This window comes from Pseudomonas sp. SA233 (assembly GCF_054792385.1).
In genome coordinates, this window is the sequence record NZ_CP096449.1 from 3,557,485 (window position 1) to 3,579,670 (window position 22,186).

19 protein-coding genes are annotated in these 22,186 nt (G+C 65.7%); 11 read left to right on the forward strand and 8 right to left on the reverse strand.

Annotated features, from left to right (window positions below):
- The first annotated feature begins 144 nt into the window (after window positions 1–144).
- The 7 genes from glcD to pdxR all read left to right on the forward strand — a co-directional run bounded on the left by glcD (window position 145) and on the right by pdxR (window position 9,062).
- Entirely contained in the window at window positions 145–1,644 is a 1,500-nt protein-coding gene (gene glcD / locus M1D87_RS16375; protein ID WP_123085941.1) for a glycolate oxidase subunit GlcD, read from the forward strand.
- Window positions 1,644–2,696 carry a glycolate oxidase subunit GlcE gene (gene glcE / locus M1D87_RS16380; protein ID WP_123085940.1) on the forward strand — a complete coding sequence of 351 codons (1,053 nt, stop codon included), beginning with the start codon at window positions 1,644–1,646 and terminating at the stop codon, window positions 2,694–2,696. The genes glcD and glcE overlap by 1 nt, the downstream gene beginning before the upstream one ends.
- A gap of 9 nt (window positions 2,697–2,705) precedes the next feature.
- Complete coding sequence (gene glcF, locus M1D87_RS16385; protein ID WP_123085939.1) at window positions 2,706–3,941, forward strand: glycolate oxidase subunit GlcF; 1,236 nt, start codon at window positions 2,706–2,708, stop codon at window positions 3,939–3,941.
- Window positions 3,934–4,332 (forward strand): heme-binding protein, encoded by a 399-nt coding sequence (locus tag M1D87_RS16390; protein WP_024087335.1) that lies wholly within the window; start codon window positions 3,934–3,936, stop codon window positions 4,330–4,332. The genes glcF and M1D87_RS16390 overlap by 8 nt, the downstream gene beginning before the upstream one ends.
- 152 nt (window positions 4,333–4,484) lie before the next feature.
- Entirely contained in the window at window positions 4,485–6,656 is a 2,172-nt protein-coding gene (locus tag M1D87_RS16395) for a malate synthase G (RefSeq protein WP_123085938.1), read from the forward strand.
- Window positions 6,657–7,203: 547 nt separating this feature from the next.
- A complete protein-coding gene (locus M1D87_RS16400) occupies window positions 7,204–7,542 on the forward strand; it encodes a hypothetical protein (protein ID WP_061551706.1) in 339 nt (112 codons plus the stop codon).
- 86 nt (window positions 7,543–7,628) lie between these two features.
- Window positions 7,629–9,062, forward strand: coding sequence for a MocR-like pyridoxine biosynthesis transcription factor PdxR (gene pdxR / locus M1D87_RS16405; protein WP_123084538.1), 1,434 nt, complete (start codon window positions 7,629–7,631; stop codon window positions 9,060–9,062).
- On the opposite strand, the gene M1D87_RS16410 is transcribed toward pdxR, so the two are convergent.
- Both M1D87_RS16410 and M1D87_RS16415 read right to left on the reverse strand, forming a co-directional pair.
- Complete coding sequence (locus M1D87_RS16410; RefSeq protein ID WP_123084537.1) at window positions 9,055–10,251, reverse strand: CynX/NimT family MFS transporter; 1,197 nt, start codon at window positions 10,249–10,251, stop codon at window positions 9,055–9,057. The two genes, pdxR and M1D87_RS16410, sit on opposite strands and share 8 nt — an antisense overlap.
- The gene (locus M1D87_RS16415; protein WP_039613922.1) at window positions 10,248–10,706 is read right to left on the reverse strand and encodes a nucleoside deaminase; all 459 of its coding nucleotides are present in this window, start codon (window positions 10,704–10,706) and stop codon (window positions 10,248–10,250) included. Before M1D87_RS16415 ends, M1D87_RS16410 begins: the two co-directional genes overlap by 4 nt.
- Window positions 10,707–11,022: 316 nt before the next feature.
- On the opposite strand from M1D87_RS16415, the gene M1D87_RS16420 reads away from it, so the two are divergent.
- Window positions 11,023–11,460 carry a carboxymuconolactone decarboxylase family protein gene (locus M1D87_RS16420; protein ID WP_023661771.1) on the forward strand — a complete coding sequence of 146 codons (438 nt, stop codon included), beginning with the start codon at window positions 11,023–11,025 and terminating at the stop codon, window positions 11,458–11,460.
- 131 nt (window positions 11,461–11,591) lie between these two features.
- On the opposite strand, the gene M1D87_RS16425 is transcribed toward M1D87_RS16420, so the two are convergent.
- Window positions 11,592–12,602, reverse strand: a complete 1,011-nt coding sequence (locus tag M1D87_RS16425; protein ID WP_025338699.1) for an AraC family transcriptional regulator — start codon at window positions 12,600–12,602, stop codon at window positions 11,592–11,594.
- A gap of 168 nt (window positions 12,603–12,770) precedes the next feature.
- On the opposite strand from M1D87_RS16425, the gene M1D87_RS16430 reads away from it, so the two are divergent.
- From M1D87_RS16430 to M1D87_RS16440, 3 genes are read left to right on the forward strand one after another with little or no spacing between them, the layout of a single operon-like run.
- On the forward strand, window positions 12,771–13,955 hold the full coding sequence (locus M1D87_RS16430; protein WP_013973108.1) for an acetyl-CoA C-acyltransferase family protein: 1,185 nt from the start codon (window positions 12,771–12,773) through the stop codon (window positions 13,953–13,955).
- Between the two features lie 13 nt (window positions 13,956–13,968).
- A complete protein-coding gene (locus tag M1D87_RS16435) occupies window positions 13,969–14,817 on the forward strand; it encodes a 3-hydroxybutyryl-CoA dehydrogenase (RefSeq protein ID WP_085720596.1) in 849 nt (282 codons plus the stop codon).
- A gap of 12 nt (window positions 14,818–14,829) precedes the next feature.
- Window positions 14,830–15,411, forward strand: coding sequence for a TetR/AcrR family transcriptional regulator (locus tag M1D87_RS16440; protein ID WP_061551712.1), 582 nt, complete (start codon window positions 14,830–14,832; stop codon window positions 15,409–15,411).
- 110 nt (window positions 15,412–15,521) lie between these two features.
- On the opposite strand, the gene M1D87_RS16445 is transcribed toward M1D87_RS16440, so the two are convergent.
- The 5 genes from M1D87_RS16445 to M1D87_RS16465 are packed head-to-tail and all read right to left on the reverse strand — an operon-like array spanning window position 15,522 to window position 22,021.
- Window positions 15,522–15,899 carry a response regulator gene (locus M1D87_RS16445; protein ID WP_003256176.1) on the reverse strand — a complete coding sequence of 126 codons (378 nt, stop codon included), beginning with the start codon at window positions 15,897–15,899 and terminating at the stop codon, window positions 15,522–15,524.
- 44 nt (window positions 15,900–15,943) lie between these two features.
- Window positions 15,944–17,170 (reverse strand): hybrid sensor histidine kinase/response regulator, encoded by a 1,227-nt coding sequence (locus M1D87_RS16450; RefSeq protein WP_123084536.1) that lies wholly within the window; start codon window positions 17,168–17,170, stop codon window positions 15,944–15,946.
- Window positions 17,164–17,739, reverse strand: a complete 576-nt coding sequence (locus tag M1D87_RS16455; protein ID WP_123084535.1) for a chemotaxis protein CheB — start codon at window positions 17,737–17,739, stop codon at window positions 17,164–17,166. Before M1D87_RS16455 ends, M1D87_RS16450 begins: the two co-directional genes overlap by 7 nt.
- The gene (locus tag M1D87_RS16460; protein ID WP_003259474.1) at window positions 17,736–18,557 is read right to left on the reverse strand and encodes a CheR family methyltransferase; all 822 of its coding nucleotides are present in this window, start codon (window positions 18,555–18,557) and stop codon (window positions 17,736–17,738) included. Before M1D87_RS16460 ends, M1D87_RS16455 begins: the two co-directional genes overlap by 4 nt.
- Window positions 18,554–22,021, reverse strand: coding sequence for a response regulator (locus M1D87_RS16465; RefSeq protein ID WP_123084534.1), 3,468 nt, complete (start codon window positions 22,019–22,021; stop codon window positions 18,554–18,556). Before M1D87_RS16465 ends, M1D87_RS16460 begins: the two co-directional genes overlap by 4 nt.
- Window positions 22,022–22,186: the final 165 nt, after the last annotated feature.

A 22,186-nucleotide genomic window follows, 5' to 3' on the forward strand; every position in this document is an offset into this window, starting at 1 on the left:
CGGGCAAAGCTGTCAATAACCAGTACCCGCCGCAAAAACTGGTAGGACCAGCTCACCCTGTACTCGACCCCGACAGCTACCACGCGCAGGCTGCAAGGGCGAGCGCTTTGCCAACAACAACAAAAACCGTTGCCGAGTGAGCCGATGAATATCCTGTACGACGAACGCGTCGATGGCGCGCTGCCTGACGTGGACCGGGGGGCGCTGCTGCAAGCGCTGCGCGCTGCCCTGCCGGACCTCGAGATCCTGCACCGCGAGGAAGACCTCAAGCCCTATGAATGCGACGGCCTCTCGGCCTATCGCACGGTGCCGCTGCTGGTGGTGCTGCCCGAGCGCCTGGAGCAGGTGCAGGCCCTGCTCAGGCTCTGCCACCAGCGTGGTGTGCCGGTGGTGGCACGCGGCGCCGGTACCGGCCTGTCGGGCGGCGCCCTGCCGCTGGCAAAAGGCATCCTGCTGGTAATGGCGCGTTTCAACCGCATTCTCGAGGTCAACCCGCAAGGCCGCTTCGCCCGTGTGCAGCCCGGCGTGCGCAACCTGGCCATCTCCCAGGCTGCCGCGCCCCACGGCCTGTACTACGCGCCGGACCCATCCTCGCAGATAGCCTGCTCCATCGGCGGCAATGTCGCGGAGAACGCCGGTGGCGTGCACTGCCTGAAGTACGGCCTGACCGTGCACAACCTGCTCAAGGTGGAAATCCTCACGGTCGAGGGCGAACGCCTGACCCTCGGCAGCGATGCCCTGGACAGCCCCGGTTTCGACCTGCTGGCACTGTTCACCGGCTCTGAAGGCATGCTCGGCATCGTCACCGAAGTCACCGTCAAGCTGCTGCCCAAGCCCCAGGTGGCGCGGGTGCTGCTGGCCAGCTTCGACAGCGTCGAGGACGCCGGCCGGGCAGTGGCCGAGATCATCGCTGCCGGGATCATCCCCGGCGGCCTGGAGATGATGGACAACCTGGCGATCCGCGCTGCGGAGGACTTCATCCACGCCGGCTACCCGGTTGACGCTGCGGCCATCCTGCTGTGCGAACTGGATGGCGTCGAAGCCGATGTGCACGATGACTGCGAACGGGTGGCCGCCGTGCTGGCCCAGGCCGGTGCGCGTGATGTGCGGCTGGCCTGCGACGAGGCCGAGCGCGTGCGCTTCTGGGCCGGGCGCAAGAACGCCTTCCCGGCGGTGGGGCGCATCTCCCCGGACTACTACTGCATGGACGGCACCATCCCGCGCCGCGAATTGCCACGGGTGCTCAAGGGCATCAGCGACCTGTCCGCCGAATACGGCCTGCGCGTGGCCAACGTGTTCCATGCCGGCGACGGCAACATGCACCCGCTGATCCTGTTCGATGCCAACCTGCCAGGCGAGCTGGAACGTGCCGAAGCCATCGGCGGCAAAATCCTCGAGCTGTGCGTGGCCGTAGGCGGCAGCATCACCGGCGAACACGGCGTGGGGCGCGAGAAGATCAACCAGATGTGCGCACAGTTCAACAGCGACGAAATCACCCTGTTCCATGCGATCAAGGCTGCCTTCGACCCGCAAGGCCTGCTCAACCCCGGCAAGAACATCCCCACCCTGCACCGCTGCGCCGAATTCGGCGCCATGCACGTGCACCATGGGCAACTGCCCTTTCCCGAACTGGAGCGCTTCTGATGAGCATGGACCGCGACATCAGCCAGGCCCTGCTGGAGCAGGTCAACCAGGCGCTGAACCAGGCCACACCGCTGCGTATCCAGGGTGGCAACAGCAAGGCCATGCTCGGCTGCCCGGTGGCCGGCGAGGTACTCGACACCCGCAGCCACCGCGGCATCGTCAGCTACGACCCGACCGAGCTGGTGCTCACTGCCCGCGCCGGCACGCCGCTGCGCGAGATCGAGGCAGCGCTGCACGAGGCTGGCCAGATGCTGCCCTGCGAACCACCGCACCTGGGCCCCGACGCCACCCTGGGTGGCATGGTCGCGGCCGGGCTGTCGGGCCCCAGGCGGCCGTGGGCCGGGTCGGTGCGCGACTATGTGCTGGGCACACGGGTAATCACCGGCCACGGCAAGCTGTTGCGCTTTGGTGGCGAAGTGATGAAGAACGTTGCCGGCTACGACGTGTCGCGGCTGATGGCGGGCAGCTTCGGCTGCCTCGGGCTGCTGACCGAGGTGTCGCTGAAAGTGCTGCCACGCCCGCGCCAGTGCCTCAGCCTGCGCCTGCCGATGGGCCGCCACCAGGCGCTGGCGGAGCTGGCTGAATGGGGCCAGCAGCCACTGCCGATCAGTGCGGCCTGCCATGACGGTGACGCGCTGTACCTGCGCCTGGAAGGCGGCGAAGGCTCGGTGCAGTCGGCACGCCAGCGCCTGGGCGGCGAGGCACTGGACAGCAGCTTCTGGAGCGACCTGCGCGAGCAGCGCCTGGCGTTCTTTACTGGCCCCGAGCCGCTGTGGCGCTTGTCCGTGCCCAACACCACCGGCGAGCTGGATTTGCCCGGCCAGCAGCTGATCGACTGGGGCGGCGCGCAGCGCTGGCTCAAGTCCACGGCACCGGCGCAGCACATCCGCGAGCAGGTCGCCAAGGTTGGTGGCCACGCCACCTGCCATGTCCCTGGCGCTGCCAGCAGCCCACCGCTGCCCGCCGCGCTGATGCGCTACCACCGAGCGCTCAAGCAGCAACTCGACCCCCAGGGTGTGTTCAACCCTGGCCGCCTGTACCCGGACCTGTGAGGCCAGACCATGCAAACCAACCTGAGCGAAACCGCCCGACGCCTGGTCCGCGCCGACGAGGCCGAAAGCATCCTGCGCTCCTGCGTGCACTGTGGCTTCTGTACCGCCACGTGCCCCACTTACCAGCTGCTGGGCGATGAACTGGACGGCCCACGCGGGCGCATCTACCTGATCAAGCAGATGCTCGAAGGCGCGCCGATCACCGCCAGCACCCAATTGCACCTGGATCGCTGCCTGACCTGCCGCAACTGTGAAACCACCTGCCCTTCCGGGGTGAAGTACCACGACCTGCTGGACATTGGCCGCGCCGTGGTCGAACAGCAGGTGCCACGCCCGCTCGGCCAGCGCCTGCTGCGCCAGGGCCTGCGCGCAGTGGTGCCACGCCCGGCGCTGTTCAAGGCCCTGACCCGAAGCGGCCAGGCCCTGTGCCCACTGCTACCGGCCACGCTCAAGCGCAAGCTGCCGGCGCGGGTCACCGCCCCCGGCCAACGCCCCGCACCGCGCCATGCGCGGCGGGTGCTGATGCTGGAAGGCTGCGTGCAACCGGCCCTGTCGCCCAACACCAATGCCGCCGCCGCACGCCTGCTGGACCGCCTGGGCATCAGCGTGGTGCCAATCCGGCAGGCCGGCTGCTGTGGCGCGGTGGACTATCACCTCAATGCCCAGGAACAAGGCCTGCAACGGGCGCGGCGCAATATCGATGCCTGGTGGCCTGCCATCGAAGCCGGCGCCGAGGCCATCGTGCAAACCGCCAGCGGCTGCGGCGCGTTCGTGCGCGATTACGGCCACCTGTTGGAAAAGGACCCGCGCTACGCCGCCAAGGCCGCACGGGTCAGCGCTCTGTCCCGCGACCTGGTGGAGGTGCTGCGCGACGAGCCGGTCGAGCAACTGGGCGTGTGCGTCGAACAGCGCCTGGCCTTCCATTGCCCATGCACCCTGCAGCACGCGCTGAAGCTGGGGGGTGCGGTGGAGGCATTGCTGACACGCCTTGGCTTCACCTTGACCCCGGTACCGGACGGCCACCTGTGCTGCGGCTCGGCCGGCACCTATTCGCTGACCCAACCCGAGCTGTCGCTACAACTGCGCGACAACCGCCTCAACGCCCTGGAAAGCGGCAAACCGCAAGTCATCGCCACCGCCAACATCGGCTGCCAGGCCCACCTCGACGGGGCCGGGCGCACACCGGTGCGGCACTGGATCGAAATCGTCGAAGCAGCCTTGAACCCGGAGAACCACCATGCATAGCAAGTTCGTTATCGGCCAGGCGGAAGTCGCCAAAGTGCTGACCGCCGCCCGCCAGGAAGCCCAGGCACAACAATGGAACGTGACCATTGCCGTGGTCGACGACGGCGGCCACCCGCTGGCCCTGGAGCGCCTGGACGGCTGCGCGCCGGCCAGCGCCTACATCGCGATGGAAAAGGCCCGCACTGCCGCATTGGGGCGCAAGGAGACGCGAGATTACGAGGAAATGGTCAATGGTGGCCGTACCGCTTTCGTCACCGCGCCGCTGCTGACCAGCCTGGAAGGTGGCGTGCCGCTGCGGGTGGATGGCCAGGTGGTGGGGGCGATCGGCGTGTCCGGGGTCAAGGCCGAGCAGGATGCCCAGGTGGCCAAGGCCGGGGCGGCTGCTCTCTGAATCCTGTGCCGGCCTCTTCGCGGGTAAACCCGCTCCCACAGGTGCTGCACAGGCCTCAGGCCTTGTGAGAGCCCTGTGGGAGCGGGTTCACCCGCGAAAGGGCCGGCAAAAGCAACATTTATCCAGAAACCTGAACATCGAGCGAACAGACAATGCCAAACCATCCACTCCAGATCGCCCCCACCCTGCAGCGCTTCATCGAAGATGAAGTCCTCCCCGGCACCGGCATCGAAGCCCGCACCTTCTGGCAAGGCTTCAGCACCTTGATCCACGACCTCGCACCACAAAACCGCGCCCTGCTCGCCGAACGCGAGCGCCTGCAGACAGAACTCGACAACTGGCACCGCCAGCACCCCGGCCCGATCCGTGACATGGCCGCCTACCAGCATTTCCTGCAAGGCATCGGCTACCTTGTAGAGCCCCCGGCAAGCGTGCAGGTCAGCACCCGCAACGTTGACCGCGAGATCGCCGTGCAGGCCGGCCCGCAACTGGTGGTGCCACTGAGCAACGCCCGCTACGCCCTCAACGCCGCCAACGCCCGCTGGGGCTCGCTGTACGATGCCCTGTATGGCACCGATGCCATCGCCGAAACCGAGGGCGCCGAGCGTGGCCAGGGCTACAACCCGCAACGCGGCGCCAAGGTGATCGCCTATGGCCGGCAGTTCCTCGACACCGCGGCCCCGCTCGACGGTGCGTCGCACAACGACGCCAAGGCCTACGCGATCAGCCAGGGCACGCTGCAGGTAACCCTGGCCGATGGCCGCCAGGTCGGCCTCAGGCACCCCGCGCAATTGCGTGGCTACCAAGGTGAGCCGAACACGCCAACAGCGATCCTGTTGCAGCATCACCAGTTGCATTTCGAAATCCAGGTCGACCCAGCCAACGCCATCGGCCGGCAGGACCCGGCCGGGGTCAAGGACATCCTGCTGGAGGCCGCGCTCACCACCATCATCGACTGCGAAGACTCGGTAGCCGCCGTGGATGCCGACGACAAGGTCAACGTCTACCGCAACTGGCTCGGCCTGATGAAGGGCGACCTCAGCGAACAGGTCAGCAAGGGCGGCAAGACCTTCGAACGCACCCTGGCCGAAGACCGCCACTACCACGGCGCAGACGGCCAGCCCCTGACCCTGCCGGGCCGCTCGCTGCTGTTCATCCGCAACGTCGGCCACCTGATGACCAACCCGGCCATCCTCGACCGCGATGGCCGGGAAATCCCGGAAGGCATCCTCGATGCCGTGGTCACCAGCCTGATTGGCCTGCATGACCTCAAGCGCCGTGGCAATTCCCGCGAGGGCAGCCTGTACATCGTCAAGCCGAAGATGCACGGGCCGGCCGAGGTGGCCTTTGCCGACCAGCTGTTCGGCCGCGTCGAAGCCCTGTTGGGCCTGCCCGCACACACGCTGAAGATGGGCATCATGGACGAGGAGCGGCGTACCAGCGTCAACCTCAAAGCCTGCATCGCCAGCGCCGCGTCACGGGTGGTGTTCATCAATACCGGCTTCCTCGACCGCACCGGTGACGAGATGCACACGGCCATGGAAGCCGGCGCCATGCTGCGCAAGGGCGACATGAAAGGCAGTGCCTGGATCCAGGCCTACGAGCGCAGCAACGTACTGGTGGGGCTGGCCTGTGGCCTGCGCGGCAAGGCGCAGATCGGCAAGGGCATGTGGGCCATGCCCGACCTGATGGCGGCCATGCTGGAACAGAAAGTCGCCCAGCCCAGGGCCGGCGCCAACACGGCCTGGGTGCCCTCGCCCACAGCCGCGACACTGCATGCGCTGCACTACCACCAGGTGGATGTGGCGGCCGTGCAGCAAACGCTGGAACAGGTTGACCTGAATGCCCAGCGCGCCGAGTTGCTGCATGACCTGCTCAGTGTCCCGGTCAGCCCCGAGCGGCCCTGGAGCGCAGCCGAAATCCAGGCCGAGCTGGACAACAACTGCCAGGGTATCCTCGGTTACGTGGTGCGCTGGGTCGAGCAAGGGGTGGGCTGTTCCAAGGTGCCGGATATCCATGATGTGGGCCTGATGGAAGACCGTGCGACCTTGCGGATTTCGGCGCAGCACATTGCCAACTGGCTGCACCACGGGGTGGTCGATGCCGACCAGGTCGAGGCGACCTTGCAGCGCATGGCCGGCGTGGTCGACCAGCAGAATGCCGGGGACCCGGCGTACCGGCCGATGACGGCGGGCTTCGAGGCATCGCATGCCTTCCGCGCTGCGCGGGAGCTGGTGTTCAAGGGGCGGCAGCAGCCCAGTGGCTATACCGAACCGTTACTGCATGGCTGGCGCTTGCGCTTCAAGCAGGAGGTCGGGCGCTGATGCTGACAGGGGCCGCTATGAGGTCCAACCGTAAAAAAATGCTTGGCGTGGGTTTTGTGGCGCCGGTGAGGTCGAGCGCCGCCCGCGCGGCGCATCGCGAGCTACGCTCGCTCCTACGTTTGTTTCGGGCCAATTAATCCTATGGGATTTGCGCGCGAACGCCTTGGCGCATGGCTCATTATCGCGTCGTACAAACAAGGCGGTCGCGCGCAGATGGCACAGGCATGACTGGCCTGAAACAAACGTAGGAGCGAGCGTAGCTCGCGATGCGCCGCGCGGGCGGCGCTCGATTTACGCACCACCTCAAAACTCAAGACAGGCACTTGCTAGCCTTAACCCCATCCCCAGGCGAGCACATCGCCGGTTGCTCACTCCCCCCATTTCGTGATGAACCATGCGCCGTCCTCCCGCCAGCTTGCGGTGTCACTCCTGCATCTTCAGAAAACTCCTACGCGTTGCTCGGATGCGTCCTACTTGTTGCCCCCTGCCCACTGAAAACATGATCGGCACTGGATGACGCAAGGTCGCGATCCAGAGGAGGTTCCGCATGCACCTGTACGCCCACCCCACTGCCGAATTGCGCAGCACCCTGCGCGAACTGCTGGCCCATGACATGAACAACCCGGACGAAGACCCCCACCTGTCGGGGGTGATGTTCTTCTGCGCCACCGATGAACGCTCCCGCCAACTGATCGAGCGTATCGAGTTGCTGGCCAGCGAGTTGTTCTTCGACCCGAACGGGCGGGCCATCACCGAGCATATGAAAGCGGCGGCGGTGGAAGGCGTGCGCATCAAGCGCAACCGCAAGGCGCCGGCGGACGAAACGGTGATACGTATCGCGCTGGCGGACAAGGGCTACATCACGGTGAGTACGGCACGCTTCTGATTACCGGCCGCTTGCCTGGGGGCTGCTCTGCTGCCCATCGCCGGCCAATCCGCTATCCTGAGCACTTCCCCGCTCCGGACCGCTCCATGGAACTGCACATTCGCCTGGAAGGCCGCAAAGGCCTGGCCGACCAGCTTTACCGGCAATTGCGCGCCGGCATCGACAGCGGCCACCTGGCCGCCGGCACCCAACTGCCGCCAAGCCGCCTGCTGGCAGAGCAGCTGGGCGTGTCGCGCAAGACCGTGGCCGAGGCCTATTCCCGGCTGACCTACGACAACCTGCTGAGCGGCGTGGTCGGCCGGGGCACCTTCGTCACCCCGCGCCAGCCGCTGCGCAGCAGCGAATCGCCTGCCATTCCCCTGGCTGGTGCCGCGTCGCTCGAGCGCTGGCAGCAGCGCGCCACCGTGCTGAGCCGACGCCAGCTGGAGGCTCCGTCGCGTTACGACTTCATCGGCGGGGCCTCGAGCAAGGCGCAGTTCCCGTTCGACCAGTGGCGCAGTTGCCTGAACTATGCCCTGCGCCGCAGCCAGCGCCATCCCGAACGGCAGTTCCCTGCCCAGGGCCTGCCGGAGCTGCGCGAGGCCATTGCCCATCATGTCGCCTATGCCCGCGGCGTGCACTGCAGCGCCGCTGACCTGCTGGTGTGCAACGGCGCCCAGCAGGCACTGGACCTGATCGCACGGGTGCTAGTCGAGCCGGGTTGCCAGGTAGCCATGGAAGACCCGGGCTACCCGCCAGCGCGGCAACTGTTCCTGGCCCTCGGCGCGCGCCTGCAATCGGTACCGGTGGACGATGAAGGGCTGTGCGTGGAGCAGATCGCCGACGGCACCCGGCTGATCTATGTGACGCCCTCGCACCAGTTCCCGCTGGGCATGCCGATGAGCGAGCCACGCCGGCACGCCCTGCTGGCACGGGCCGCCGAGCTGGGTGCGTTGATCATCGAAGACGACTACGACTGCGAGTTCCGCTACCACGGCCCAGCCGCCGACGCTCTGCAGCGCCTCGACCGCCATGGCCTGGTGGCCTATGTGGGGACCTTTTCCAAGACCTTGCTGCCCGAGTTGCGCCTGGGCTACGCCGTACTGCCGCCCGACGTGTTGAAGGCCGCCTGCGTGGCCAAGCACCTCAGCGACTGGCACAGCCCGACCCTGTTGCAGTGGGCACTGGCGCGCTTTCTCGGCGAAGGCCACCTGAACAAGCACATCCGCCGTTGCCACGAGGTCTACAGCGCCCGTCGCGAACGCATCCTCGCGCGGCTGGGCGGCGACCTGGCACCGTGGTTCAGCGCCATCCCCGCCAGCGCCGGGTTCCACCTCAGCGCCCTGGCCAGACCTGGGGTCGATGTCGAGATGCTGGCCAACCTCGCACGCAAGGTGGAGGTCGGCCTGTATTCGCTGGCGCCGTTCTTCAGCGAAGCGCCAGTGCGCCCGGGGCTGTTGCTGGGCTTCGGCGCCATCGAGCTGCTGGACATCGACCCGGCGCTGGACCGGGTGCGCGACACCCTGCAGCGCCTCAGTTGACCGGTGCGGCCTTGCCCGCCACTACCGGGCGGGCAATCGCCGCGGCATAACCGCGAGGGTTGAACCACGTGGTAACCAGCAGCATCGCCACCACGTTCACGGTCAGCAGCGTCCATGAGGCCTGGAAATCACCGCTCATGTCGCGCAACCAGCCGGTGACGTAAGGCACGATGCCGGTGATGATGAAGCCGATGCCCTGCACGAACGCCGCCAGGCTGCCAGCCTCGGCAGGCGTCTTCAGGTGCTCCAAGGTAAGCGTCAGGCTCTGGCTGAAGCAGGCGCCCAGGCCGAAACCGATCATCGCCACCCACAGCCCCGAGGCCAGCGTGGGTGCCAGCAGCAGGCCGAGAAAACCCACCAGCTGGATCGCCAAGGCCAGCCACAGGCCCGGGCGCCGGTCTGCCCAGCGCCGCAGCAACAGCGGCAGGCCCAGTGCGCCGGCCACCTGGAAGATGGTCATCAGGCCCACCAGGTCGGCACCGCCCTGGACGCTGCCACCATGCTCGATGTGATAGGCCGGCAACCAGGCCACCATGCTGGTGTAGCCGCCGTTGATCAAGCCAAAGTACAGCGCCAGCAACCAGGCCCGACGCGTACCGAACCAGTGACCGCCGGTGGCACCGGCAAGTTTCGGCGCCTCCTGGCGTGGCCGCAGCACGGCCCAGGCCAGCACCGCCAGCACGGCCGGGATCGCCCACACGCCCAGGCCGACCTGCCAGTGGCCGAAGTAGCCACTGATGTGTGGCCCGAGCACGGCGGCCAGGCCGCCGCCGCTCATCAGCGCTGCCGAATACAGGCCCATCGCCCCTGCCAGGCGGCCGGGAAACCAGCGGTTGACCAGCCCCGGCATCATGCCCTGCACTACCGCCACCCCCAGGCCGGCGACCACCGCACTGGCAATCAGCGCCCAGGCGCTGCCCAGTTGCAGGCGCCACAGGCAGGCCAGGGCGATGGCAGACAGGCCAGCGAGCATGCCGCCGTGTTCGCTGATCCAGCGCCGCAACCAGGGTTGAAGCAAGGGCACCAGGCCCATGCACAGCACCGGCAACGCCGTCAGCAAGGCCGCCTGCTGGTAACCCAGGCCAGTACTTGCGCGCATGGGTTCGAGCAACGGGCCGATGCTGGTCAGGATCGGCCGCAGGTTCAGTGCCAGCAGCATGACCAGCAGCAGGTTCAATGCTGCTCTCATTGTGCGTTGGCCTGTTTCCACTCAAGGTAAAGACCGGCTTCGCCGCTGGGCTTCAGGGCGCGCAGCGGCAGGCTCTGTTGCTGGGGCGGGCGAGCCATCTGCGCGTATACCGCCGCGGTGGACAAGCCGTAGGGTTCGCCCTCGGCGTTGTCGTAGGCAAACCAGGCCCGCTCGATACCGCACAGGTGCATGGCCGCCAGGCACATCGGGCATGGGTGGCCGCTGGCGTAGATTTCGGCGCCGTCCAGGCGTGCCTGACCCAGGGCATGGCTGGCCTTGCGGATGGCCTGCATCTCGGCGTGGGCGGTCGGGTCCTGGGTGCTGTGGATCTCGTTGACCGCACGCGCCAGCACCTGCCCCTGGTACACCAGCACGGCACCGAAGGGCCGGCCACCGGCCTGAATGTTGGCGCGGGCCAGGTCGAGCGCTTCGCGCATGTAGCGTTCTTCGGACATGAATCGATTCCCCTGTTGCAAGACCTGATCATTATCCGGGCTTCGGCGGCCTGGCAGAAATGAAGAGATTGGATGCCTGTCAGTGGCCTCCCGAATGGCCGATTGGCCTCCCGTTTATGCGCGTGATTGGCTATCGGGGAGGACCTGGGCCGGCGCTACCATCAGCTCACTTTCAACCAGCAACGCATTTCCCTGTAGGAGCAGCCTTGCGCTGCGAAAGCGCCATGCGCCAAATCGGCACTGCCCGCACGGGCGCTTTCGCAGCGCAAGGCTGCTCCTACAGGGACGATGCCAGCCTCGAATACTGGAGATAAACATGCACAACCGTATCGAATGGGCCAAGCACGCCCCCGAGGCCTACAAAGCCATGGTCGGCCTGGAGCAGGCCCTGGCCAAGAGCGGCCTGGAGAATTCCCTGCTGGAACTGGTGCGCCTGCGGGCTTCGCAGATCAACGGCTGCGCCTACTGCGTCAACCTGCACGCCAACGACGCGCGCAAGGCCGGTGAGACCGAGGCACGCCTGCAGACCCTGTGCGTCTGGCAGGAAACCGCCTACTTCACCCCGCGCGAACGTGCTGCGCTGGCCTGGGTGGAGAGCCTGACCAGGCTGCCCGAGCATGGCGCGCCGCAGGGCGAATATGAAGCCTTGCAGGAACACTTCGAGCCGGCCGAGGTGGCCAACCTGACCCTGGCAATTGCCGCCATCAATGCCTGGAACCGCTTCGGGGTCGGGTTTGCCATGGTGCCGGCCTGATCATTGAGCGGTAGCCTGTACCGGCCTCTTCGCGGGTGAACCCGCTCCCACAGGTACAGCACATTTTTCAGATTCTGTGAGTCCCCTGTGGGAGCGGGTTTACCCGCGAAGAGGCCGGCACTGGCAACATCTCAACGCCCGGCCAACCGCGCCCGGTAGCTGCCAGGGCTCTGCCCGGTCCACTTCTTGAACGCCCGGTGAAACGCACTGGGCTCCTGGAACCCGGTCTGCTCGGCAATCTCGGCAATGCTCAACTCCCCTTCGCGCAACCGCTCGAAGGCCATTGCCCGACGCACCTCATCCTTGATCTGCTGGTACGAACGCCCTTCCCGCTCCAGCTGCCGACGGAAAGTACTGGCACTGACCCCCTGCTGCTGCGCCAGCGCCGCCAGCGTCGGCCACTGCCCATAACGCCGCGCCCGCAGGTGCCGGTATACTTCGGCCACCAGCCCGTTCTGGTTGCGAAAGCGAATCACCAGCCCCTGTGGCGCACTGCGCAGGAAGGTTTTCAGGGCCGCCACATCCTGCACCACCGGCAGGCGCAGGTAGGCGCTGTCGAACTCCACCTCGGTGCGCCCGCTGCCCAGGCGCAGGTCCGGCCCCCACAGCAGCAGGTCGTCTTCCTGGGCCGGGCGCGACACCGCCAGCTCGGTGCGGTCGATGGCGATCCGCCGCCCGGCCAGCCAACACAGCATGCCGATCATCAGCACCAGGTAGGTTTCCTCGGCATATACCCGGGTCAGCGGGTCGGCGATGCTCGACTGCACGCTGATCAGCGCCCGCCCGCCACGCAGCGTCAGGCTGCCGCGCAGATCGCGCAGGAACAGGCCAAAACCGCCCATGCACTGGCGCAAGGCCTTCTCCAGGTTCGGCTCCAGGATCAGGCCCCGGCAGATCAGGGCGAAACTGCCCGGCGGCATGCCGTGGCTGTCGAGGCGGAAGAACTCATCGTCCAGGCGCTGGATCAGCGCCAGCCACAGCTGGGCGAAGGCCTTGGCCGGTACCCGGGCCTGGGGCTGCTCGAGCAGTTGTGGGTCGATGCCCACCGCACGCAGCTGCGCATCGCGTTCGGCGGGGCAGTCGCGCAGGGCGTGGAGCATGGCATTGAGGAAGTACACGGCGACCGAATCGCTATCGCGCATGGCGGTTTTCGCTGTCTATGCTGAGTGGCAAAAAGTGCCAGGTTGTCTGAACAGTTCCGGCATAGGCTGCTACAGAGCCTTTGCCTAGACTCGGTCCCACTCCGGGATCGTCGGCCATTCTCGCAGAGCCTGGCCCGGTCCCGCCATGCCTTCGCAATCGGAGCCCCTATGAGCAGCGCAGAAATCTACGTCGTCAGTGCCGTCCGTTCAGCCATTGGTGGCTTTGGCGGTTCCCTCAAGGACCTGCCGCTGGCCGACCTGGCCAGCGCCATCACCCGCGCCGCCATCGAGCGCTCGGGCGTGGCCGCCGAGCAAGTCGGCCACCTGGTGATGGGCACGGTGATCCCCACCGAACCGCGTGACGCCTACCTGGCCCGCGTAGCGGCAATGAACGCCGGCATCCCCAAGGAAACCCCGGCATTCAACGTCAACCGCCTGTGCGGCTCGGGCCTGCAGGCCATCGTCTCGGCAGCCCAATGCCTGCTGCTGGGCGACACCGATGTGGCCGTGGCGGCGGGCGCCGAATCCATGAGCCGTGGCCCGTACCTGCTGCCGCAGGCACGCTGGGGCGCTCGCATGGGTGACCTGCAAGGCATCGACTACACCGTCGGCGTGCTGCAGGACCCGTTCGAACACTTCCATATGGGCATCACCGCCGAGAACGTTGCGGCCAAGCACGGCATTACCCGAGAAATGCAGGATGAACTGGCCCTGACCAGCCAGCGCCGCGCTGCCCGCGCCATTGCCGAGGGCCGCTTCGCCAGCCAGATCGTTCCGCTGGAACTGAAAACCCGCAAGGGCAGCGTTCAGTTCAGCACCGACGAGCATGTGCGTGGCGAGGTGACCGCCGAGCAACTGGCAGGGATGAAGGCGGTGTTCAAGAAAGACGGTACCGTTACCGCCGGCAACGCCAGTGGCATCAACGACGGCGCTGGCGGCCTGGTACTGGCCACTGGTGATGCGGTGCGCCGCCTGGGCCTGAAGCCCCTGGCCCGCCTGGTGGGCTATGCCCATGCCGGCGTCGAGCCTGAACTGATGGGCCTTGGCCCGATCCCGGCCACCCGCAAGGTGCTGGAGAAGACCGGCCTGAGTGTGCAGGACCTGGACGTGATCGAGTCCAACGAAGCCTTCGCTGCCCAGGCCTGCGCCGTGGCTCGCGAACTGGGCTTCGACCCGGAAAAGGTCAACCCCAACGGTTCGGGCATTTCCCTGGGTCACCCGGTGGGTGCCACCGGCGCGATCATCGCCACCAAGGCCATCCATGAGCTGCAGCGCATCCAGGGCCGCTATGCCCTGGCCACCATGTGCATCGGTGGTGGCCAAGGCATCGCCTTGGTCTTCGAGCGCGTCTGAGGGAGCCTGACACATGAGCATTGAACAGATTGCCGTGATCGGCGCAGGCACCATGGGCAACGGCATTGCCCAGGTGTGTGCGGTGGCCGGCTACCAGGTGCTGCTGGTGGACGTGTCCGACGCTGCGCTGGAGCGCGGCGTGGCCACCTTGAGCAAGAACCTCGAGCGCCAGGTCGCCAAGGGTACCCTCGACGCCGACAAGGCGGCAGCTGCCCGCACCCGCATTCGCACCAGCACCGACTACACCCAGCTCAGCAGCGCGCAAATGGTGATCGAAGCCGCCACCGAGAACCTGCAGCTCAAGCAGCGCATCCTGCAGCAGGTGGCCGCCAACGTCGCCGCCGACTGCCTGATCGCCACCAACACCTCGTCGCTGTCGGTCACCCAGCTGGCGGCAGGCATCGAGCACCCCGAACGCTTCATCGGCGTGCATTTCTTCAACCCGGTGCCGATGATGGCGCTGGTCGAGATCATTCGCGGCCTGCAGACCAGCGACAGCACCTACGCCCAGGCGCTGGTGGTGACCGAAAAGGTCGGAAAGACCCCGATCACCGCCGGCAACCGCCCTGGGTTCGTGGTCAACCGCATCCTGGTGCCGATGATCAACGAAGCGATCTTCGTGCGCCAGGAAGGCCTGGCCAGTGCCGAGGACATCGACACCGGCATGCGCCTGGGCTGCAACCAGCCGATCGGCCCGCTGGCCCTGGCCGACCTGATCGGCCTGGACACCCTGCTGGCGATCATGGAGGCCTTCCATGAAGGCTTCAACGACAGCAAGTACCGCCCTGCCCCGCTGCTCAAGGAAATGGTCGCGGCCGGTTGGCTGGGGCGCAAGAGCGGCCGCGGTTTCTTCACCTACTGAGGAGCGAACACCATGCCCCCGGTCAATGCCGCGATGCGCTGTGCCAACTTTGAAGAGCGACGTGACCGGGCCATGGCGCTGTTTGCCGAAAAGGGCTTCGGCCAGGTCAGCATGCGCGAGCTGGCGGCCCATGTGGGGCTTACCGCAGGCTCGCTGTATCACCACTTCCCCAGCAAGCAGGACCTGCTGTACGACCTGATCGAGGAGTTGTACGAGGAATTGCAGGCCACCCTGGACCAGGGGCGCCGGGCAATGGCTCGCGGGTCGTCGGCGCTGAGTTGCCTGATTGCCGCGCACTGGCAGCTGCATGCCGAGCGGCCCATGCAGTTTCGCCTGGCGGAGCGCGACTTCTGTTGCCTGAGCGACGACCAGCAGGCGCGCCTGGCCTTGTTGCGCAAGCGCTATGAGGCGGGGTTGCTGAGGTTGATCGCACCGCAGGCGAAGTTGCAGGGGGAGGCCTTGATGGCCACCGCGCATGTGGTGGCGACACTGCTGAACCAGTTGCCGGGGCTGTTGAAGGCCTTGCCCGAAGAACAGGGGCTGGGGTTGATGGAAAGCATGCTGGTGGGTGGGCTGGAGCGGACACTGCGCTAGCCTGTTCCGGCCCTTTCGCGGGTAAACCCGCTCCCACAGGAACTGTGCAAACCTTGAGACTTGCACAGTTCCTGTGGGAGCGGGTTTACCCGCGAAAGGGCCAGTGCAGGCTAGCGCAGGAGCGACTGGATCTGCTCGTGCAAGGTATCCAGGTCGAACGGCTTGGCCAGGATCGGTGCCTTGCGGGTGATCGGGCTGCCGGACTCGAGAATCTCCGCCGGATAGCCGCTGATGAAGATCACCTTCAGGTCCGGCCGCAACTTCACTGCCGGCTCGGCAATGTCCACCCCGGAAATCCCGCCCGGCAAGCGGAAGTCCGTCACCATCAGGTCGAGGTGCGGCTTGCTCGCCAGGATCGCGAACGCCTGCTCGCCATCCTCGGCCACCAGCACGTGGTAGCCCTCGCCTGCCAGGTAATCACGCAGGATCATGCGAATCGCCGGTTCGTCCTCGACCACCAGTACTACATCTTGTGCATCTTCACTCATGTCAACGCCTTGAAATACTTACAGCTGGCCATCAGACCCCAGGCTCACGCAGAGGTTGCCCTTGCCTGGTCGTTTTGTTTTTCGCAGGTTGCCAGTGGCAATTGCAAGGTGAAGGTGGCGCCTTTGCCCTCTTCACTCTCCACCAATATGCGCCCGCCATGGGCCTGGACGATCTGCTCCGATATGTACAGCCCCAGGCCCAACCCACCACTGGCCTGCTGGGTGGCGACCCGCTCGAACTGCTGGAATATGCGCTGCTGGTTGGCAACGCAGATGCCGATGCCATGGTCCTGCACCTGCACGCAGGCCAGGCCGTCCTGCTCGAATACCCGCACCTGCACCGGTTTGCGCTCACCATAACGCAAGGCATTGGACAACAGGTTGGCCAACACCTGCTCGATGCGAAACTCGTCCCACTCGCCCAGCAGCGGTTCGCAGCGTTGCAACTCGAAATGGGTGTCCAGTGCGCTGGCCTGGGCGGCAAAGTTTTCCACCAGGCCACGCACTAGCAGGCCCAGGTCGAACGCCTTGGGCCGCAGCGACAGTTTGCCGGTGCGGATGCGCGATACATCGAGCATGTCTTCGACCAGGCGGATCAGGCTGTTGATCTGCCGCTCGTCGCGCTCGACCATGGCCTGCAGCTTGTCGACGCTGAAGGCGGCAAGGTTGCCGCGTGCCAGGTGCAGCTTGCGCAGCTGGGTTTCCAGAATCAGGCCATTGAGCGGGGTGCGCACCTCGTGGGACACGATCGACATGAAGTCATCGCGCATGCGCACGGCATGCTCCAGTTCACCCCGCGCCGTCTGCAGCTGGGCCAGCAGCAGTTCCTGCTCCTGGCGGCTGCGTTCCAGGGCCTGCAATTGGCGGTCGAGCACCTTGCGCTGGCGGTACAGGTCGACGAACACCGACACCTTGCTCTTCACCGCCAGGGTGTCGAGCGGCTTGTGCAGAAAGTCCACCGCGCCGCTTTCATAACCCTTGAACGCGTAGTTCATCTCGCGCCCGGCGGCAGTGACGAACACGATGGGGATGTTGCGGGTCTTTTCCGTGCCGCGCATCAGCTCGGCCAGCTCGAAACCGTTCATGCCCGGCATCTGCACGTCGAGGATGGCCAGGGCGAACTCGTGCTCGAGCAACAGTGACAACGCTGCCTCGGCCGACTCGGCCTGGTGCACCTCGCGGTCTTGGCCCTGAATCAGGGCGTCGAGGGCCAGCAGGTTTTCTGGCAGGTCGTCGACGATCAGCAGTTTGGCGATGGTGTGGCTTAGCATGCGCTGGGTTCCAGGGCAGCGAGCAATCGCTCGATGCCACTCAGAGAAAGAATATGGTCGGGCTGGTGCAGGGCCAGTGCGGCCTCCGGCATCAGCGCCACCTGTGCGTCGCAAGGGTCCTGGACCACGGTCCGGCCCCCGTTGCGCTTGATATAGGCAAGGCCTTCTGCGCCATCCTCGTTGGCCCCGGTGAGCAACATGCCCAGCAGGCCGGCACCATAGGCATCGGCCGCCGACATGAACAGGTAGTCGATCGCCGGCCGGGAAAAATGCACCGGCGGCTCCTGGCTCAGCGACAGGGTCAGGTCACGCTCCACCGACAGGTGATAACCCGGCCCGGCCACGTAGATCTGCCCGGGGCGCAGCGGCTGTTTGTCACAGGCCTCGCACACTGGCCGCCGCAGGCGACGTTGCAGCACCTCGGCCAGCTGGCTGTGGCGGTCATCCGGCAGGTGCAGCACGCATATCACCGGAATGGCGAAGCCGGCCGGCAACGCGCACAGCACACTGAATAGCGCTGTAACGCCGCCGGCCGAGGCGCCGATCACCATCGCGCGTACGCCTTTCATGACTTGCGGTAGATCCGTTCGGGCTTGACCAGCGGCTCGAAGCGCTCGCTGTAGGCGGAGAAATCCACCGATTCCTTGCTGCCCAGCACCAGGAAGCCGCGGTGGCACAGGGACTCGTGGAACAGGCCCAGGGCGCGGTCCTGCAGTTCCTTGTTGAAGTAGATGAGCACGTTGCGGCACGACACCAGCTGGGTTTCGGAAAACACGCTGTCGGTGGCCAGGCTGTGGTCGGCGAAAGTCACGTTGTCTCGCAGGGTACTGTCCATGATGGCGTTGCCGTAGGCTGCCGTGTAGTACTCGGCAAAGTCCCGTCGGCCACCGGCGATGCGATAGTTTTCGGCGTACTCGCGCATGCTCTGCATCGAATAGATACCCTGCTTGGCCTTGTCCAGCGAATGCGGGTTGATGTCGGTGGCATAGATGATGGTGCGCTCCAGCAGGCCCTCCTCGCGTAGCAGGATGGCCATCGAATACACCTCCTCGCCCGTGCTGCAGCCGGCAATCCACACCTTGATCGACGGCCAGGTGCGCAGCAGCGGCACCACTTCGTTGCGCAGCGCCAGGTAGTGCCCCGGGTCGCGGAACATCTCGCTGACCGGGATCGTCAGGTACTGCAGCAACTGCATGAACATGCCAGGGTCGTGCAGCACGCGCTCCTGCAGCGCCGACACCGTCAGGCAGTCGAACTGGCGCAGCGCATGCAGGATCCGGCGCTTGATCGACGCGCCGGAATAGTTGCGGAAATCGTAGCTGTACTTGAGGTAGATGGCCTCGATCAGCAAGCGGATTTCGATATCGGTGTTACGTTCGCTAGTCAAATTCGCTCCAGTTGCGGCAGCCACACACGGATCAGCGAGAACAAGCGGTCCAGGTCGATCGGTTTGGCCAGGTAATCGTTGGCGCCAGCCTGCAGGCAACGCTGCTGGTCATCCTTCATCGCCTTGGCGGTCACGGCAATGATCGGCAGCTTGCGCCAGCGTGGTTGCTGGCGGATCAGCCGGGTAGCCTCGAAGCCGTCCATTTCCGGCATCATCACATCCATCAACACCAGGTCGATGTCGTCATGCTGCTCCAGGCGCTCGATGGCCTCGCGGCCGTTGCGGCCGATTTCGACGATCGCGCCCTTGTGCTCCAGCGCGCTGGTCAGGGCAAAGATGTTGCGCACGTCGTCGTCCACCAGCAGCACCTTGCGGCCTTCGAAAACCTTGTCGCGGCTGCGCGCGGTCTTGAGCATGCGCTGGCGTTCGTTGGACAGCTGCGACTCGACCTTGTGCAGGAACAGCGTCACTTCGTCGAGCAGGCGCTCCGGCGAGCGGGCGCCCTTGATGATGATCGAGCGCGAATACTTGAGCAGGTCGGCTTCTTCTTCGCGGGTAAGGTTGCGCCCGGTATACACGATCACCGGCGGGAAGGCACGGATGTCTTCGGCGGTCATGCGCTTGAGCAACTCGTTGCCGAGCATGTCCGGCAGCTTGAGGTCGATGATCATGCAGTCGTAGATATTCTCGCGCAGCAACGCCAGGGCATCCTGGGCCATGGCCACAGCGGTGATCTCGACATCGTCGTCGCCGATCAGGCGGGCAATGCTCTCGCGCTGCAGGTCGTCGTCTTCCACCAGCAGGATGTGCTTGAGCTTCTGGGTCAGCTTGGCCTCCAGCCGGGCGAAAACTTCCTTGAGTTGTTCACGGCTGGTGGGCTTGACCGCGTAGCCGACGGCACCCATGTGCATGGCGGCCTCGACGCGGTCCTCAACGGAAATGATATGCACCGGGATGTGCCGGGTGCTCGCTTGCTCCTTCAGGCGTTGCAGCACGGTCAGGCCGGAATGGTCGGGCAGGCGCATGTCCAGCAGGATGGCATCGGGGATGTACTGCACGGCCAGTTCGAAGCCCTCGTCGGCGCCCTGCGCCACCAGGCAGCTGTAACCCAGCTCGTGGGCCAGGTCGAAGAGGATGCGGGCGAAGTTCGGTTCGTCTTCGATCACCAGGATGCAGCGGTTGCCGAACGGCGCGCGCTCACGGTCATCGGCAAACACTGGTGTCGGGCGTTTCGGTGCCGCCACCACTGGTGCCTGCGGCGCGGGTGGCAGGCTATCGACCGCAGGGCGCAGGCTGAGCGGCTCGATATCCTGCGCCACGCGCTCATAGCGCTCCGGCAGGATCAGGCTGAATACACTGCCCTGGCCGGGGCTGCTGTCGACGCTGATCTGCCCACCCAGCAGGTGCGCCAGGTCGCGGGAAATGGACAGGCCCAGGCCGGTGCCGCCATAACGGCGGTTGCTGGTGCCATCCACCTGGTGGAATGCGCCGAAGATCGCCTGCTGCTGGTCGGCGGCGATGCCGATGCCGGTATCGCGCACGGCAAAGACGATGCCGGTGCCAGGCTGGTAACCGATGTTCAGGCTGACCTGGCCGCGCTCGGTGAACTTGATGGCGTTGGACAGCAGGTTCTTGAGAATCTGCTCCAGGCGCTGGCGGTCGGTGAACAGCGTGGCCGGGACCTGCGCCTCGGTGGTCACCTCGAAGGCAAGGCCCTTGTGCCCGGCCAACGGCTCGAACATGCCACGCAGGCCTTCGACCAGGCGTTCCAACTGGGTGCTTTCGGGGCGCACTTCGAGCTTGCCTGCTTCCACCTTGGCGATGTCGAGAATGTCGTTGATCAGGTTGAGCAGGTCGTTGCCGGCCGAATAGATGGATTCGGCGAACTTGACCTGCTCGTCGCTGAGGTTGCCCTCGCCGTTTTCCGCCAGCAGCTTGGCCAGGATCAGCGAGCTGTTCAGCGGCGTGCGCAACTCGTGGGACATGTTGGCGAGGAATTCGGACTTGTACTTGCTCGAACGCTGCAGTTCCTCGGCGCGCGCCTGCAGCTCGTCCTGGGCCTGGAGCAGTTCGTCGTTCTTGCGGTCCAGCGCCTCGGTGCGCTCCGACAGCTGCTCGTTGGTCTGCTCAAGCTCCGCCTGCTGGGTTTCCAGGTGGGCCTGGGACTCCTTGAGCACGCGGGATTGCTCTTCGAGCTCTTCGTTGGCGGTTTTAAGTTCTTCCTGCTGCACTTGCAGCTCTTCGTTCAGTTGCTGGGTTTCGGCCAGCACCTCCTGCAGGCGCTGCCGGTAACGGGCGCTTTCGATGGAAATACCGACGTTGCCACGGACCCGCTGCAGCATCTCTTCGTCACGCTCCTGCAACGGCCGCAGGAAGCCCAGCTCCAGCACGCCGTTGATCTGCCCGTCATCACTGCAGGGCATCAGCATGGCACTGCGCGGCAGGCCCCTGCCAAGGCCGGAACTGAGGTGGAAATAGTCTTCGGGCAAGTCGTCCAGGCGCAGCAGCCTCGCTTCGCGCACGGCCTGGGCCAGCAGCCCCTCGTGGTCACCCAGTACCTGCTCGCGCGCCTGCTCCTCGGCATCCAGGCCATAGCTGGCAACACGCACCAGGCGGCCATGTTCGTCACGCACGTACAACGCGCCTACCACGCTGCCCAGGTAGCTGGCGAAGAAACGCAGGATGTTGTCACCGAGCATGGGCAAGGTCAGCTGGCCGAGCACCTGTTCGGACAGTTGCGTCTGCCCGTTGCGCAGCCAGGCCTGATGCTCCAGGCGTTCGGCGGCGCGCTGCTGGGCCTGGAAATTTTCGTCATAGGTAGCGGACAGCGCCAGCAGGTCGCGCCGCCCGAGGTAGGCCAGCAAGGCGCTGAGGCCGACGATGAACAGCACGAAGGACGACATGACCGTGACGGTCACACTGTTGACCCGCTCGTTGCGCGCCATGCGCAATTGTTGTTCGCTGCCGATGAGGTTGTCGAACTCCTTGCGGATCTCATCGGTCAGGCGCTTGCCGCGGCCATTGCCGATCAAGGCGCGGTAATCACCCTGGCTGCGGCGCAAGTTGATCATCTCGCTGCCGAAGGTGTTCCACGCTTGCTGCAGGGCGATCAGCCGGTCGATGCGTTCGACCTGTTGCGGGTTGTCCTCGACCATGCCGCGCAGGCTCTGCAGGCTGCCGAAAATGCGCGGCTTGGCCACCTCGTAGGGGTCGAGGAAACGCTCATCGCCGGTGATCAGGAAGCCACGCATGCCGGTTTCCATGTCGATCGACAGTTTGACCGCTTCGTTGGCATTGCCGATCACCCGGTCGGTGTGCTCGACCCACTGCAAGGCCGAAAGCAGGTAGTTGATCACCGCAACGAAGGCCACGGCCCCCAGCAGGCCAACCCCCAGGGGTAGGCCGATGTTGCGGCTCAACAGCTTGCGGAAGCTTCGCTGGTCCATCGAGGCTGCTTGAATCATGTGAAAACGCCCGAGCTAAAAGTCCATTGAAAAGTGTGGCGGATCTGTCTTTGTCATTATCTGCCACTGCGCCGTCCTGTTAAGCGAGTCTAACCAGCTTTGCCGGGTCTGGCAGGGCATTTAGCCAGTATTTGAAGGCAGCGTGCGCCAAACGTTCCATCTGAT

Excerpts from the sequence above, each read along its gene's own strand:
- M1D87_RS16430 (WP_013973108.1), top strand. The coding sequence starts at position 12,771 with ATGAGCAGCGCAGAAATCTACGTCGTCAGTGCCGTCCGTTCAGCCATT.
- M1D87_RS16450 (WP_123084536.1), bottom strand. The coding sequence starts at position 17,170 with ATGCTAAGCCACACCATCGCCAAACTGCTGATCGTCGACGACCTGCCA.
- M1D87_RS16420 (WP_023661771.1), top strand. The coding sequence starts at position 11,023 with ATGCACAACCGTATCGAATGGGCCAAGCACGCCCCCGAGGCCTACAAA.
- M1D87_RS16395 (WP_123085938.1), top strand. The coding sequence starts at position 4,485 with ATGCCAAACCATCCACTCCAGATCGCCCCCACCCTGCAGCGCTTCATC.
- M1D87_RS16435 (WP_085720596.1), top strand. The coding sequence starts at position 13,969 with ATGAGCATTGAACAGATTGCCGTGATCGGCGCAGGCACCATGGGCAAC.
- pdxR (WP_123084538.1), top strand. The coding sequence starts at position 7,629 with ATGGAACTGCACATTCGCCTGGAAGGCCGCAAAGGCCTGGCCGACCAG.
- M1D87_RS16410 (WP_123084537.1), bottom strand. The coding sequence starts at position 10,251 with ATGAGAGCAGCATTGAACCTGCTGCTGGTCATGCTGCTGGCACTGAAC.
- M1D87_RS16465 (WP_123084534.1), bottom strand. The coding sequence starts at position 22,021 with ATGATTCAAGCAGCCTCGATGGACCAGCGAAGCTTCCGCAAGCTGTTG.
- M1D87_RS16455 (WP_123084535.1), bottom strand. The coding sequence starts at position 17,739 with ATGAAAGGCGTACGCGCGATGGTGATCGGCGCCTCGGCCGGCGGCGTT.
- M1D87_RS16400 (WP_061551706.1), top strand. The coding sequence starts at position 7,204 with ATGCACCTGTACGCCCACCCCACTGCCGAATTGCGCAGCACCCTGCGC.
- M1D87_RS16415 (WP_039613922.1), bottom strand. The coding sequence starts at position 10,706 with ATGTCCGAAGAACGCTACATGCGCGAAGCGCTCGACCTGGCCCGCGCC.
- glcD (WP_123085941.1), top strand. The coding sequence starts at position 145 with ATGAATATCCTGTACGACGAACGCGTCGATGGCGCGCTGCCTGACGTG.
- M1D87_RS16425 (WP_025338699.1), bottom strand. The coding sequence starts at position 12,602 with ATGCGCGATAGCGATTCGGTCGCCGTGTACTTCCTCAATGCCATGCTC.
- M1D87_RS16440 (WP_061551712.1), top strand. The coding sequence starts at position 14,830 with ATGCCCCCGGTCAATGCCGCGATGCGCTGTGCCAACTTTGAAGAGCGA.
- M1D87_RS16390 (WP_024087335.1), top strand. The coding sequence starts at position 3,934 with ATGCATAGCAAGTTCGTTATCGGCCAGGCGGAAGTCGCCAAAGTGCTG.
- M1D87_RS16445 (WP_003256176.1), bottom strand. The coding sequence starts at position 15,899 with ATGAGTGAAGATGCACAAGATGTAGTACTGGTGGTCGAGGACGAACCG.
- glcF (WP_123085939.1), top strand. The coding sequence starts at position 2,706 with ATGCAAACCAACCTGAGCGAAACCGCCCGACGCCTGGTCCGCGCCGAC.
- glcE (WP_123085940.1), top strand. The coding sequence starts at position 1,644 with ATGAGCATGGACCGCGACATCAGCCAGGCCCTGCTGGAGCAGGTCAAC.